Source organism: Streptomyces sp. NPDC043685 (genome assembly GCF_056436585.1).
Genome location: NZ_JBWKCH010000001.1, coordinates 383,810 through 397,969 on the forward strand (window position 1 = coordinate 383,810; position 14,160 = coordinate 397,969).

Genomic DNA, 14,160 nt, shown 5'->3' on the forward strand with positions numbered 1-14,160 from the left:
CCAGGCACGGAAAGAGCGGACGACGCCGCGGGAAGAAGGGGCCATCACGACGGGCGGTCTCCGGGGGGAGGCGCGGCCGGCGAGGGCCGTGCCGGTGATCCCGCTCTGGGAACGGCCTCGCAAGGGAGGACGGGGATGACCCCCCAGGTGACGGACCCGGCGCAGGAGCGGCTGCGGCGGTGGCGGCTGGTCCTCGGGGGCGACGCGGCGGACGGCACCGGCTGCGCGCTGTCGGGGCAGGACGCGGCGATGGACGGGGCGCTCACCGCGCTCTACGGCAGGAAGGACGGCGCGTCACAGGGCGGCCGGGACCGTTCGGCGGGACTCGGGGCGTCGGCACCGTCCGTGGCGCGCTGGCTCGGGGACATCCGGACGTACTTCCCGTCCTCCGTCGTGCAGGTCATGCAGCGCGACGCGATCGACCGGCTCGGTCTCGCCACCCTGCTGCTGGAGCCGGAGATGCTGGAGGCGGTGGAGGCCGACGTGCACCTCGTCGGCACGCTGCTCTCCCTCAACAAGGCGATGCCGGAGACCACGAAGGAGACGGCCCGGGCCGTCGTGCGCAAGGTCGTCGACGACCTGGAGAAGCGGCTCGCCACCCGCACCCGGGCCACCCTCACCGGCGCCCTCGACCGCAGCGCCCGCATCAGCCGGCCGCGTCACCACGACATCGACTGGAACCGCACCATCGCGGCCAACCTCAAGCACTACCTGCCCGAGTACCGGACGATCGTGCCGGAGCGGCTCATCGGGTACGGCCGGGCGGCGCAGTCCACCAAGAAGGAGGTCATCCTCTGTATCGATCAGTCGGGATCCATGGCGGCATCGGTGGTCTACGCATCGGTGTTCGGGGCGGTCCTCGCCTCGATGCGGACGATCTCCACGCGACTCGTCGTCTTCGACACGGCGGTCGTCGACCTCACGGACCAGCTGGACGACCCGGTGGACGTGCTGTTCGGCACCCAGCTCGGCGGTGGCACGGACATCAACCGGGCACTCGCCTACTGCCAGTCGCAGATCACCCGGCCCGCCGAGACGGTGGTCGTGCTGATCAGTGACCTCTACGAGGGCGGCATTCGCAACGAGATGCTCAAGCGGGTGTCCGCGATGAAGGGGTCGGGGGTGCAGTTCGTGACGCTGCTGGCCCTCTCGGACGAGGGGGCACCGGCGTACGACCGTGAGCACGCGGCGGCGCTCGCGGCGCTGGGGGCGCCGGCGTTCGCGTGTACGCCCGACCTGTTCCCGGAGGTGATGGCGGCGGCGATCGAGAAGCGGCCGTTGCCGATACCGGACGCGGCGTGAGGCTCCGCGTGTTGCCGACGTACCGCCGCCCGGTGTGCGGCAGCGCACCGGACATGACGGCCCGTCGGTAGGCAAGGGCTTGCGCAACCTCCGCACTCCCGTGCGAGGATCGGCGCCTGCTCGGCCGTGTGTGCTGGCGGCCGGGCGGTATCGCTTCCGTCGCACGGGAGGAAGCCCCCCACGTGACCTGGTCAGCAGCCCTGCCCGAGGCGGCGTTGCGCGTGCCGCGCACAGCGGCCGGGCGGCGTGCGCTCCAAGTGGCGCTGCTGGCGGGCGGGTTGCTGGCCATCGGGCTGGTGTGGGGGGAACGGGCGTATGCCGAGGGCTCGGTGGGGACGCCGCCGGAGGTCCGTGCGCGGCAGGTGATCAGCGGCCCTGATCTCCTGGAGCGACCGCATGCTCACCGGCCGGCCCGGGCCGGCCGCGTTTCCGGTGCGGGCAGTGTCGTTCGGGCTGCGAGTGAGGTGAGGAAGACGGCGGGCGAACGGCGGAGAGAGACCCGACCGAGGCCGTCGTCACCGCACCTCCCGCACTTGCCACGCCTCCCGGACACGTCCGCGGTTCCGGGCCTGCCACGCCTCCCGGACAGGCCCTCGGTCTCGGGTCCGCCCGGACCTCCGGCCTCACCCGCGCTCCCAATCTCGCCTGCGGGCTCCACCTCACCCGTGCGCCCGGACAGGCCCGGACTTGCCGCCTCACCCGCGTTTCTGGACGAGCCCGTGTTCCCGGGTTCGCCCGGGCTTGCCGCTTCACCCGCGCTCCCGGACGAGCCCGTACTTCCGAACAGACCTGGGCTTGCCACCGCACCCGCGCGTCAGGACCAGTCCGCGATCCCGCCCTTGCCCCCGCTACCCGCCTTGCCCGCGTTCCCGGACAAGCCCCCGCTCCCGAGCACCCCCGGGCTTCCCACCTCGCCCGCAATCCCCGTCTTGTCCCGGCTGCCCCTCCCACCCGGCGGGCACGCGGTGATGCCCGGTACGCATGTAGGGATCCCCTGGGTGCCTAGGTGGCCGGGGCACCTCGTACTGCCGGGTGGCCACCGACTGCCCGGCCCGGTCGCGGCCGATCCACAGCAGTCGGCCGGGACGGCTGCGGAGGGGGCTGTGCTCCCTGAGCGGGCCGGGGTGGCCGGTGTCGCCACCCGGGGGTTGCACGGGGCCAGCGGAACCCAGCCGACCAGACGTCCGGTCCCGGACCGGAAAGGTCACTGTCGGTCCGGCTACGGCAGCGGCGACAGCCACGTCGGTCGGCCCGGCCTCACTCCGTCGTCCGCCTCCGCCGGACGTACGACCGCCCACTGCCCGTCCGGCGGCCGTCCCGGCGGCGTGGTCGGGGATCGGGTGACGGTCGACGGCGGATCGTCGCGGCATGGCGACGCCCACGCCGTCACCCCGCGCCTCCCCGCACCGCTCGGTCCGCTGCCCGGGGCATCCACGCGCACCCCTGCTGGCGGCACCCGGAGCAGCCAGGGGGACGTCCCCCTCTTCCCCGGCTAGTTCCGACAGGCCGTGCGGGCCCGATCGGTGTGGCCGCGCGGCGCTGTTCCCCAGTCGCTTCACGAGGCCTCACGCCCGGACGGCCGAAAGCCGTCGGTCGTCCGAAGCGGAAACCCCCGTGAAGGGGCCGGGTGGTCCCCAACGGGGTGGGGACGACCCGGCCCGCACCCCGGAGAGCCGGACCCTGAACAGGGCCTCGGCGCTCCTTCGGCGGTGTCCGGCGGGCCTCACCGGGCCAACCCCAACCCGGTGAGGCCCCTCACCCGCTCCTCACACCCGGCACGCCGTGCCAGAGAGCGCGGCATCATGTGACAGGTATCACCGCTCAGGTGTGACCCTCGATTTAGAGGCCCCCCGCAAGCAGCGATAACCTGCGAGACGGACATGCCGCGCGCTCGGACACCGTGTGCGCCTCCCTTGTGACAGACAGCGGACGTCACGTTGCCCTCGCGGCACGCCCACGCAGACAACGAACCGCGAGATCACTGATAGGGACGGAAGCGCGTGGACCTGTTCGAGTACCAGGCGAGGGACCTCTTCGCCAAGCACGATGTACCGGTGCTGGCCGGTGAAGTCATCGACACGCCTGAGGCGGCCCGCGCAGCCACCGAGCGCCTCGGTGGCAAGTCCGTCGTCAAGGCCCAGGTGAAGGTCGGCGGCCGTGGCAAGGCCGGTGGCGTCAAGCTCGCCGCCACCCCCGACGAGGCGGTCGAGCACGCGACCAACATCCTCGGCATGGACATCAAGGGCCACACGGTCCACAAGGTGATGATCGCCGAGACGGCCCCGGAGATCGTGGAGGAGTACTACGTCTCCTTCCTCCTGGACCGTGCCAACCGCACCTTCCTCTCCATCGCGTCCGTCGAGGGCGGCATGGAGATCGAGGAGGTGGCGGCCACCCGCCCCGACGCCGTCGCCAAGACGCCGATCGACGCCAACGAGGGCGTGACCGAGGAGAAGGCCCGCGAGATCGTCGCGGCCGCCAAGTTCCCGGCCGAGGTCGCTGACAAGGTCGTGAACGTCCTGGTCAAGCTGTGGGACACCTTCATCAAGGAGGACGCCCTCCTGGTCGAGGTCAACCCGCTGGCCAAGGTCGCCTCCGGTGACGTCATCGCCCTGGACGGCAAGGTCTCCCTGGACGAGAACGCCGAGTTCCGCCAGCCGGAGCACGAGGCCCTCCAGGACAAGGACGCGGCCAACCCGCTCGAGGCCGCCGCCAAGGAGAAGAACCTCAACTACGTCAAGCTCGACGGCGAGGTCGGCATCATCGGCAACGGCGCGGGTCTCGTCATGAGCACCCTGGACGTCGTCGCCTACGCCGGTGAGGCGCACGGTGGGGTCAAGCCCGCCAACTTCCTCGACATCGGTGGCGGCGCCTCCGCCGCCGTCATGGCCAACGGCCTGGAGATCATCCTCGGCGACCCGGACGTGAAGTCCGTCTTCGTCAACGTCTTCGGTGGCATCACCGCCTGTGACGAGGTCGCCAACGGCATCGTCCAGGCGCTGCAGCTGCTCAAGGACAAGGGCGAGGACGTCACCAAGCCGCTCGTCGTCCGTCTGGACGGCAACAACGCCGAGCTGGGTCGCAAGATCCTCTCCGACGCCAACCACCCGCTGGTCCAGCGCGTGGACACCATGGACGGCGCGGCCGACAAGGCCGCCGAGCTCGCGGCTGCTGCGAAGTAAGGGACGAGGGACTACACAGCCATGGCTATCTTCCTCAACAAGGACAGCAAGGTCATCGTCCAGGGCATGACCGGTGCCACGGGCATGAAGCACACCAAGCTCATGCTGGCCGACGGCACGAACATCGTCGGTGGCGTCAACCCGCGCAAGGCGGGCACGTCCGTCGACATCGACGGCACCGAGATCCCGGTCTTCGGCACGGTCGCCGAGGCGATCGAGAAGACGGGCGCGAACGTATCCGTCCTCTTCGTCCCGCCGGCCTTCGCCAAGGCCGCCGTCGTCGAGGCCATCGACGCCGAGATCCCGCTCGCGGTCGTCATCACCGAGGGCATCGCCGTCCACGACTCGGCCGCGTTCTACGCCTACGCCGTGTCCAAGGGCAACAAGACCCGGATCATCGGCCCGAACTGCCCCGGTCTCATCACCCCGGGCCAGTCCAACGCCGGCATCATCCCGGGCGACATCACCAAGCCGGGCCGCATCGGCCTGGTCTCGAAGTCCGGCACGCTGACGTACCAGATGATGTACGAGCTGCGGGACATCGGCTTCTCCTCCGCCGTCGGCATCGGTGGCGACCCGGTCATCGGCACCACGCACATCGACGCCCTGGCCGCGTTCGAGGCGGACCCCGACACCGACCTGATCGTCATGATCGGTGAGATCGGCGGCGACGCCGAGGAGCGGGCCGCGGCCTTCATCAAGGAGAACGTGAAGAAGCCGGTCGTCGGCTACGTCGCGGGCTTCACCGCGCCCGAGGGCAAGACCATGGGCCACGCCGGCGCCATCGTCTCCGGCTCCTCCGGCACGGCCGCCGCGAAGAAGGAGGCCCTCGAGGCCGCCGGCGTCAAGGTCGGCAAGACGCCGACCGAGACGGCCAAGCTGGCGCGCGAGATCCTCGCGGGCTGAACCGGGCCAGAGCTCATCGGTGGGCCCGCTCCCTGCACAGGGGGCGGGCCCACCGCCGTTTCCGAGCCCCCTCTGCCGTTTCCGCGCTCCCGCAAACCCTCACCAAGGCTGCGGAAGCAACCGTTCCGGACCCTGCTGCTCCTCCTCGCGCAGCTTCGCGCGCAGTTCCCGCTCCGACTCCGACAGCGGCCCGGGCGCGACCGGCGGCGGCACGCCCTGAACCGTCTCTCCCGCCGGGACCGGTGGCTCGTAGTGGGTGGGGGCCGTGCGGGCGGTCAGGGCCGTGGTGCCGATCAGGGCGACCGTGAAGGCGATGGCGGCCCGGGTCCAGAAGCGGGCCCTGCGCTCCCCGCCTCTGCGGACGGTCAGCGGCTTGGAGGCCCGCAGCCGCTCGGTGGAGGCCAGTTCGACGAGCCGCCAGTGCAGTGTCTCCGGGTCCGCCAGCTCGGGCAGCCGTTCGGCGACGGCCTCGCGCGCGTGCGCCAGCCGGTTCACCGCGGCGCGGGTGCTCGCCTCCGTCTCCGCCGCCGTCTCCGGCAGACCGAGGCCGACCCCGTCGTAGAGCACCAGCGTGCGGCGGTAACACGGGGGGAGCTTCAGCAGGGTGTCCATCAGCGCGCGGTCGAAGGCGTCGGGCGGGGGCGGCTCGGGGTACCGGTAGCGCGGCCGGAGCCGGTGCCACGGGGAGAGCGCGCACTCGTACGCCACCGCGCGCACCCAGCCCGCCGGGTCGCGGTCGCGGGCCACCTCGGGCCAGCGCTGCCAGGCGATCTGGAAGGCCCGTTCCACGGACTCCCGGGCCAGTTCACGGCGGCCGGTCAGCAGATAGGTCTGCCGCACGAGCGCGGGGGCGCAGAAGGCGTAGAGCGCGTCGAAGGCCTCGTCGGGGGTCAGGGCGGTGACGGCGTCGTCCGGCCGGCGCGGTGACGTCGTGCGCGGACGGCCGGTGAGGATGACGCGGTGCCCGTGCGGGACGGGGTCGTGGCTGCGGTCGGGGACGGTGACGGGGCCGCGCCCCCGGTCCTTGGCGGCGGGCCGTTTCCGGTCGGTGGCGGCACCCTTGCGTCGCGCCCGGGCGGCTCGCCGTGCGGCTGCCGCCCCGGAGGCAGGGGCCGGCTCACCGGCGTCGGCGCTCGCCTCCTGAGGGGCGGTCACCTCCGCCTCGTCACCCAGTGAGTTGAGCAGCTTCGCGTACTTCTCCCCTTTGCGGCCACGCGGCGTGGAGCGGCCGGTCTCCCACCCGCGCACCGTCTCGCTGGTGACGCCCACCCGGGAGGCCAGCTGAGCGCGCGTCAGCGAGGCGGCCTCGCGCAGGCGTCGGCGTTCCCTCGGCGGGGGTAGGGGGATGGCAGGGCTCTGCGTCACAGGGCGCCCCTCCGTCCGGAAAAGTACATAAACGTATATTGAGCGACACAGCGGTGGTTCGCCTGTTACGACGGGAAAGCGCGTGTCGTTGGGAGCATGGCGGTCGTGACCGAGATGACCGCTCGCCGACGTTCGCCGTCGCCCCTGCTCAGCCGGATGCGCGACCGTTCGCCCGGACTGGCGGGCGGCCTCATGGGAGGCGCGCTGGCGGCGGGCCTGGGGCTCGCGTCGTTCGCCGTGCTCGTGATGCTGCTGTGGATCAGTTCGCCGTACCCGGACAGCGGCCCCGGCGGTGCGATGCACGTGGCGGCGGCGCTGTGGCTGCTGGCGCACGGTGCCGAGCTGGTCCGCTCGGACACGCTCTCCGGCGTCCCCGCCCCCCTGGGCGTTCCGCCCCTGCTGTTGCTGACGCTGCCGGTGTGGTTGCTGCACCGGGCGGGACGGGACGCCGTGGACGGCGGCGGAGAGGACGAGGACGACGAGTCCGGCACGGCCCCCGTGCCGGTCGCGCCCCGGCCCCTCGTGGCCCCGCGCACGGCATGGACGGGTGTCGTCCTCGGCTACCTCGCCGTCGCCGCGCCCGCCGCCCTGTACGCCGCCGGCGGTGTGCTGCGCCCGGCGTGGGGGTGGACGGGGGTGTGCGTCCCGATGGTCGCCGTCGTGGCGGCGGGGGCGGGTGTGTGGTCGGCGTACGGCTGTCCACAGCGGCCGCTGCGTCGGCTGCTGCGCGTGCTGCCGACGGGAGTACGTCCGCTGGTGCTCGGCCCGGACGGCCGCCCGGGTGTCGCCGCCCGGGCCGCGGTCGCCGGGACGGCGGTGCTCCTCGGGGGCGGTGCGCTGCTGATGACCGTGTCGCTGCTGGGGCACGGAGCGACGGCCCAGGCGTCGTTGCTCCGGCTGACCGAGGGGTGGTCGGGGCGGTTCGCCGTGCTGCTGCTGTGCGCGGCTCTGCTCCCCAACGCGGCGGTGTGGGGCGCCGCCTACGCCCTCGGCCCGGGGTTCGCCCTCGGCGCCGGTCATGCGGTCGGCCCGCTGTCCTCGGCACCGGCTCCCTACCTGCCGCCCTTTCCGCTGCTGGCGGCGGTGCCGGAGGCGGGGGAGGGGACGCCGGTGCACTGGGCGGCGGCCGGGCTGGTGGCGGTGGCCGCCGGGGTGACCGTCGGCTGGACGGTGGCCGAGGGCGCGGCAGCCGGGGAGCCGGGCGGGACGCGGCCGGGCCACCCGCGTCCGCAGGTCGTCTGGTCGGCCGGCCGCACCGCCCGGGCGGCGGCGCTGGCGTCGGTGCTGGGCGCGGCGGTGCTCGGGGCTCTGGCCGCGCTGTCGGGCGGCCCCCTCGGCTCCGGCGTGCTGTCCCGCTTCGGCCCGGTGTGGTGGCAGGTCGCCGCCGCGACTGTGGCCTGGCTGGGACTGCTGGCCGTCCCGACGGCGATGGGCGTACGGGCCTGGCGCTGCCGCACGCCCGGGACGGACGAGCCGAAGATCGGCAAGCAGCGCGAGGACGCGGCCGAGGCCCCTGACAGGGCCGGCCGACTCCGACAAGGCTCCCGTCGCGGCCGAGGCTGGTTCACCCGCACCTCCGTCGCCGGAATCGCGGGAGTGGTCGGCGCCACCGGGGCCGCCGCCCCGGACAGGCCTGCCGGACGGGCCGACGGCACTCGTGCCGGGGACGAGGAGGACCTGTTCGGCTTGTGGGGCACCGGTGCCGCCGACGCCGCCCGGGGGGCCGCAGGTGCCGAGGCCGCCGGGGGTGCCGGAGCGACCCGGGGGAGCCGGGCCGCCGGGTGGGCCGGAGGTGAGGACGAGGCCCTCGGTTTGTGGGGCGGCGCGCTCGCCGACGCCGAGGACGACGCCCCCGGCTTGTGGGGCGCCGGTGTCGCCGACGTCGAGGACGACGCCCCGTACGGATCGCTCGGACGCGACCCGGACGCCGACCGGGGGCGCTACGGCTTCCTGCCCTCCGGCCCGGCTCCCGAGCGCCGCGACCCTCCGGCCCCGCCCGGCCGGCCCGCCGCGCCGGAGAAGTCCTGAGGCGTCAGTCGTCCGTCCCCAGCAGCCCCCGGAGCTCCTCCGGCAGCAGCGAGGTGCAGGCCTGCTCCGCCTCGTTGGTGAGGGCGTCGGTGGTGCACGTGTAGTAGTCGCGGTAGACCATCTGCGCCGTGAAGGAGGCGGCGACCAGGGCGATCGCGAGGGACGCCGTGACCAGGCCGCTCACCGCCGCCGTCGTCGGGCGGCCGCCCTGCTGCTCGGGGGCGGGGGAGTCCGGGTCGGGCCTGCGGGGCTTGGCGCGCAGGGAGCTGATGGCCCAGTACAGGGCCAGCGCGCCGAGCAGCAGAGCCACGTACGGCCAGCTGAAGAGGGCGAAGAAGAAGGCCCACATGCCCGACAGCAGCGCATAGCGGGCCCGGCGCTGCGCGGGGTCCGTCGGGTCCCAGCGCATGTTCGGGCCGCCGCCCTGCGGTCCGCCCTGGCCCTCGGGCCCGCTGCGGGGACGCTCACCGAAGCCGCCGGGGGAGCGGCCGGGCTGCTGGTCGCTCCACTGGCTGCCCCAGGGCGCGCGGTCGCGACCGCCACCGTCCTGTGAGCCGTGGGAGTCCTCGGAGCCGTCACCCGTGGGTCGCCGCGGCTGCCAGGGCCGGTCCGGCGTGCCCTCGGGCGGCGGGGCGAAGGGGTTGTCCTCCTGGGACCCGCGCCCCCGCCCGTGCCCGCCGTCCCCGCCGGAAGGCGCGTCGGGCGGGGAGCTGGGGCGCTCCCGCAGCAGCACGGCGCCGCGCTCCCCTCCCTGCGGCGACAGCTGGGGGAACGTGAGGAGTCGCAGGCTGCGGTCCGGCATCAAAGTGAGCGTCTTCCCGTTGATGAGGAGGAATGGGTGGACAGAACGGAACGGCGTCGGACCCGGGTCCGTCACCTCCTGAACGCACCACGTCCGGACGTCGTTCCCGAACCGGCTCCGCCCAGACGCTACCTTCCGGCCCCGCCCCCGTCCCGTGGGGGCCGTCCGGTGTGCCGGTATCGTTGCTGACGGTCGGCCGGTTCGTAGGCTTCCCCGTATCCGGGGAGGCGAAGCATTTGTATGAATGCACAAGTGCCGGATGCCCGGCCGCCCTGGACAGACGCTCCCCCGAGAAAGGCCTCCATCGTGGCCGCCAAGCCCGTGGCCCCGCGCGCCAAGCGCCTTGTCGTGCTGGTCTCCGGATCCGGCACCAACCTTCAGGCGCTGCTCGACGAGATCGCCGCCGTCGGTGCGCGGGAGTATGGGGCCGAGGTCGTGGCCGTCGGCGCGGACCGCACGGGCATCGAGGGACTGGCCCGCGCCGAGCGCGCCGGGCTGCCGACCTTCGTGTGCAGGGTCAGGGACCATGGCACCCGCGAGGAGTGGGACGCCGCCCTGGCCGAGGCCGTCGCCGCCCACGCCCCGGACCTCGTCGTCTCCGCCGGGTTCATGAAGATCGTCGGCAAGGAGTTCCTGGCGCGGTTCGGCGGGCGGTTCGTCAACACCCACCCCGCCCTGCTGCCCAGTTTCCCGGGAGCCCACGGCGTGCGGGACGCGCTCGCGTACGGCGCCAAGGTCACCGGCTGCACCGTCCACTTCGTCGACGACGGCGTCGACACCGGGCCGATCATCGCGCAGGGCGTGGTGGAGATCCGGGACGAGGACGACGAAGGCGCTCTGCACGAGCGCATCAAGGAAGTCGAGCGAAGGCTGCTCGTCGAGGTCGTGGGGCGCCTCGCCCGCAACGGCTATCGCATTGAGGGACGAAAGGTAGTTATCCAGTGACCGCCGAGAGCAACAAGCGGCCCCTTCGCCGGGCGCTCGTCAGCGTCTACGACAAGACCGGCCTGGAAGAGCTGGCGCGCGGGCTCCACGAGGCCGGGGTCGAGCTCGTCTCCACCGGCTCCACCGCCGCGAAGATCGCCGCTGCCGGCGTCCCCGTCACCAAGGTCGAGGAGCTCACCGGCTTCCCCGAGTGCCTGGACGGCCGGGTGAAGACGCTGCACCCGCGCGTGCACGCCGGCATCCTCGCCGACCTGCGCCTGGACAGCCACCGCGAGCAGCTGGCCGAGCTGGGTGTCGAGCCGTTCGACCTCGTCGTCGTCAACCTCTACCCGTTCCGCGAGACCGTCGCCTCCGGCGCCTCCCCGGACGAGTGCGTGGAGCAGATCGACATCGGCGGCCCGTCGATGGTCCGCGCCGCCGCCAAGAACCACCCGTCGGTCGCGGTCGTCACCAGCCCCGCCCGCTACGCCGACGTGCTCAAGGCCGTCCAGAGCGGCGGCTTCGACCTCACCACCCGCAAGCGGCTGGCCGCCGAGGCCTTCCAGCACACGGCCGCCTACGACGTGGCCGTCGCCTCCTGGTTCGCCTCCTCCTACGCGCCCGTCGACGAGTCGCGGTTCCCCGACTTCCTCGGCGCCACCTGGGAGCGCGAGCACACCCTGCGCTACGGCGAGAACCCGCACCAGCCGGCCGCGCTCTACGTCTCCCCGGAGGGCGGTGGTCTCGCCCAGGCCGAGCAGCTGCACGGCAAGGAGATGTCGTACAACAACTACACGGACACGGACGCCGCCCGCCGTGCCGCGTACGACCACGCCGAGCCGTGCGTGGCGATCATCAAGCACGCCAACCCCTGCGGCATCGCGATCGGCGCGGACGTCGCCGAAGCGCACCGCAAGGCGCACGCCTGCGACCCGCTGTCCGCGTTCGGCGGCGTGATCGCCGTCAACCGCCCGGTCAGCAAGGAGATGGCCGAGCAGGTCGCGGAGATCTTCACCGAGGTCATCGTGGCGCCGGACTACGAGGACGGCGCCCTGGAGGCCCTCACCAAAAAGAAGAACATCCGCGTGCTGCGCTGCCCCGAGGGCCCGGCCGCCCCGGTCGAGGTCAAGCCGATCGACGGCGGCGCGCTGCTCCAGGTCACCGACCGCCTCCAGGCCGACGGCGACGACCCGGCCCACTGGACGCTGGCGACCGGCGAGGCGCTGAGCGCCGACGAGCTGGCCGAGCTGGCGTTCGCCTGGAAGGCCTGCCGCGCGGTGAAGTCCAACGCGATCCTGCTCGCCAAGGACGGCGCCTCGGTCGGCGTCGGCATGGGGCAGGTCAACCGGGTCGACTCCGCGAAGCTGGCCGTCGAGCGGGCGGGTGCCGAGCGTGCCGCGGGCGCGTACGCCGCATCGGACGCGTTCTTCCCCTTCCCGGACGGCCTGGAGATCCTCACCGAGGCCGGAGTGAAGGCCGTGGTCCAGCCCGGCGGTTCGGTCCGTGACGAACTGGTCGTCGAGGCCGCGCAGAAGGCCGGCGTCACGATGTACTTCACGGGGACGCGGCACTTCTTCCACTGACGGACACCTCACCCGGGCGGCGCCGCGCCGGAGCGACAGCTACGTCGAACTGCGCAGCGCCGCCCAGGTGCCGGGTCCCACCTCGCCGTCGGCGGCGAGGCCCTTCGCCCTCTGGAACTTCTTCACAGCGGCCAGCGTGGAGCCGCCGAACTGTCCGTCCACGCCCGTGCCGCCCAGGCCGTAGCCGCGTTCGGTCAGCATGCACTGCACCTGCACGACGCGCGGGCCACCGTCGCCGCGCCGGGTGAGCTCGGTGCCGGAGTAGTGGGTGCACCGGGCGGTCCAGGGCGGGGTGGCGGGTGTCGTCGCGGTGCCGGTGGGGGCGGGGGCCTGGGCGCTGCCGCCGCTGTCGCTGCCGGTATCGCCGCTGCCGGAGGGGGCGGAGGCGCCACCGCCGGGGGTGCTTCCTGCTCCGCCGGCCCTGCCCGCCGACCCGGACGCATCCCTGTCGGTCTCTTCGCGCGCTTCCTCCTTGACCTCCTCCGTGCCGGTCTTGTTCTCCTCGGTGGCGGAGGGCGAGGCGGAGGAACCTGGCAGGACAGAAGCCGGTCCGTCGCTGGGGGGCACGTCGCTGGAGGCCGTCGGTGCGGCCGACGCGCCGTCGTCGAGGTCCGGGCGGGTGACGAAGAAGGCGCCCGCGGCCACGACGGACACGGCGATGACGCAAGCGACGGCGAGGAAGGAGGCCTGTCGCTTCCGGCGGTCAGCCTGCTCGCCGGTGGGTGATGTGGCGGAGGGGGCGTCCTGAACGGGCGGCGTCGCCGGGCCGCCGTGCCGCCCCGGCGGCGTGGGCGCACGGAAGTGGCCGGTCTCCTCGTCGAAGGAACGTTCCAGCCGCTGACCGCCCCGCTGCCGGGCGAGCAGACGGGTGGCCAGCGGTTCCTGCCAGGAAGACGTGCGGCCGTGGCCGGCCGCCGCGGCCGCGTCGATCAACTGCTGCGGGGTGGGCCGCCCGCCCGGGTCCTTGGCGAGGCAGGCGGACAGCAGCGCGGCCAACGCGGGATCCGCGGCTGTCAGTTCGGCCATGACGTCCCGCTTGGGCTCTTCGAAGGCGACCCGGTGCATGACGTCCACGCCTGTGCCGTCCCCGAAGGGGGCGTGCCCGGTGGCGGCGTAGACGATCGCGCACGCGAGAGAGAAGACGTCGGAGGCGGTGTCGCAGTGGCCCTCGCGCAGGTACTCGGGCGCCATGTAGGCCGGGGTACCGACCCGGTTTCCGGTGATGGTGATCGAGCTGCTGTCGACGGCCTGCGCGATGCCGAAGTCGATGACGTGAGCGCCCTGCGGCGACAGGATCACGTTGGACGGCTTGAGGTCCCGGTGCACGACCCCGGCGGCGTCCAGTGCCGACAGCGCCCGCCCCAGCTCCGCCACCAGCCGCCACACCCCGGCCGGCTCGAGCGCACCGCACTCGCGGACGGCGTCGGCGAGGTTGAGGCCGGGCAGGTACCGGGTCGCCATCCACAGCAACTCGTCCTCGAACCCGCTGCCGAGCAGGGGTGGAGCGTGCGGCGTACGCAGCCGGGTGTGCACGGAGGCCTCCCGCTCGAAACGCCGCCGGAACCGGGGGTCTTCGGCGTACTCGGGGCGGATCACCTTGACGGCGGCGAGACCGGGGGTGTCGTCGGCGGGACGGGCGAGGTAGACGCGGCCCATGCCGCCGCTGCCGAGCAGCCCGAGCGGTAAGTAGGGGCCGATCTGTCCGGGGTCCCTGGAACGTAAGGGACTCGCGCCCGCCTGCTCCAACGCGGCGTCCCCGGACGCCGGCGAGTGTGGCGGCATCGGCCGTTGGTCTGACATGGGTCCCCCGATGTGCTGTGGTCTCGCAACGAGCAATCGCACGGCAGTTTGATCGAAGGCTACCCTTCACACGGACGGCGCACCGGATATCCGGCAGGCGCAAATCACCTGTGTGCTCGGGTAGTTGTGTCGTCAGCCGTGAACCGAGCAGGGAATCGACGTGGGGTCCCGCTCCTCCAAGACACCGACCCGGTGGCCCTTGTGCACGGGTACGGCGTCAGCGCCTGATCAGCTGCCCCTGTCAGACCAGGGCGACGCACCAGGGCCG

9 protein-coding genes are annotated in these 14,160 nt (G+C 73.2%); 6 read left to right on the forward strand and 3 right to left on the reverse strand.

All coding sequences use genetic code 11. The features are described 5' to 3' along the window. Window positions 1-135: 135 nt before the first annotated feature. The 3 genes from AC0665_RS01895 (at window position 136) to sucD (ending at window position 5,390) form a co-directional block, all read left to right on the forward strand. A complete protein-coding gene (locus AC0665_RS01895; protein WP_478605080.1) occupies window positions 136-1,302 on the forward strand; it encodes a VWA domain-containing protein in 1,167 nt (388 codons plus the stop codon). 2,000 nt (window positions 1,303-3,302) lie between these two features. Further along, window positions 3,303-4,484 carry an ADP-forming succinate--CoA ligase subunit beta gene (gene sucC / locus AC0665_RS01900; protein ID WP_363118532.1) on the forward strand — a complete coding sequence of 394 codons (1,182 nt, stop codon included), beginning with the start codon at window positions 3,303-3,305 and terminating at the stop codon, window positions 4,482-4,484. Window positions 4,485-4,505: 21 nt separating this feature from the next. Next, on the forward strand, window positions 4,506-5,390 hold the full coding sequence (gene sucD / locus AC0665_RS01905) for a succinate--CoA ligase subunit alpha (protein ID WP_363118531.1): 885 nt from the start codon (window positions 4,506-4,508) through the stop codon (window positions 5,388-5,390). A gap of 99 nt (window positions 5,391-5,489) precedes the next feature. On the opposite strand, the gene AC0665_RS01910 is transcribed toward sucD, so the two are convergent. After that, a complete protein-coding gene (locus tag AC0665_RS01910; RefSeq protein WP_478704246.1) occupies window positions 5,490-6,755 on the reverse strand; it encodes a helix-turn-helix domain-containing protein in 1,266 nt (421 codons plus the stop codon). A gap of 96 nt (window positions 6,756-6,851) precedes the next feature. Between AC0665_RS01910 and AC0665_RS01915 the strand changes: the two genes are divergently transcribed. Next, window positions 6,852-8,783: a cell division protein PerM gene (locus tag AC0665_RS01915; RefSeq protein WP_478704247.1), complete on the forward strand. Its 1,932-nt coding sequence runs from the start codon at window positions 6,852-6,854 to the stop codon at window positions 8,781-8,783. Window positions 8,784-8,787: 4 nt separating this feature from the next. Here the strand turns inward: AC0665_RS01915 and AC0665_RS01920 are convergent, their stop codons facing one another. Further along, window positions 8,788-9,585: a hypothetical protein gene (locus tag AC0665_RS01920; RefSeq protein WP_478605073.1), complete on the reverse strand. Its 798-nt coding sequence runs from the start codon at window positions 9,583-9,585 to the stop codon at window positions 8,788-8,790. 306 nt (window positions 9,586-9,891) lie between these two features. Between AC0665_RS01920 and purN the strand changes: the two genes are divergently transcribed. Next, the gene (purN, locus tag AC0665_RS01925; protein ID WP_478704248.1) at window positions 9,892-10,530 is read left to right on the forward strand and encodes a phosphoribosylglycinamide formyltransferase; all 639 of its coding nucleotides are present in this window, start codon (window positions 9,892-9,894) and stop codon (window positions 10,528-10,530) included. Beyond that, window positions 10,527-12,092: a bifunctional phosphoribosylaminoimidazolecarboxamide formyltransferase/IMP cyclohydrolase gene (gene purH / locus AC0665_RS01930; protein WP_468635604.1), complete on the forward strand. Its 1,566-nt coding sequence runs from the start codon at window positions 10,527-10,529 to the stop codon at window positions 12,090-12,092. Before purN ends, purH begins: the two co-directional genes overlap by 4 nt. A gap of 39 nt (window positions 12,093-12,131) precedes the next feature. Here purH and AC0665_RS01935 read toward each other — a convergent pair whose 3' ends face one another. Continuing rightward, the gene (locus AC0665_RS01935) at window positions 12,132-13,892 is read right to left on the reverse strand and encodes a protein kinase domain-containing protein (RefSeq protein ID WP_478704249.1); all 1,761 of its coding nucleotides are present in this window, start codon (window positions 13,890-13,892) and stop codon (window positions 12,132-12,134) included. Window positions 13,893-14,160: the final 268 nt, after the last annotated feature.

What these genes read in the sequence shown, in the direction of transcription:
- AC0665_RS01895 (WP_478605080.1), top strand. Translation starts at nt 136, where the DNA reads ATGACCCCCCAGGTGACGGACCCGGCGCAGGAGCGGCTGCGGCGGTGG.
- sucD (WP_363118531.1), top strand. Translation starts at nt 4,506, where the DNA reads ATGGCTATCTTCCTCAACAAGGACAGCAAGGTCATCGTCCAGGGCATG.
- AC0665_RS01915 (WP_478704247.1), top strand. Translation starts at nt 6,852, where the DNA reads ATGGCGGTCGTGACCGAGATGACCGCTCGCCGACGTTCGCCGTCGCCC.
- AC0665_RS01920 (WP_478605073.1), bottom strand. Translation starts at nt 9,585, where the DNA reads ATGCCGGACCGCAGCCTGCGACTCCTCACGTTCCCCCAGCTGTCGCCG.
- AC0665_RS01935 (WP_478704249.1), bottom strand. Translation starts at nt 13,892, where the DNA reads ATGTCAGACCAACGGCCGATGCCGCCACACTCGCCGGCGTCCGGGGAC.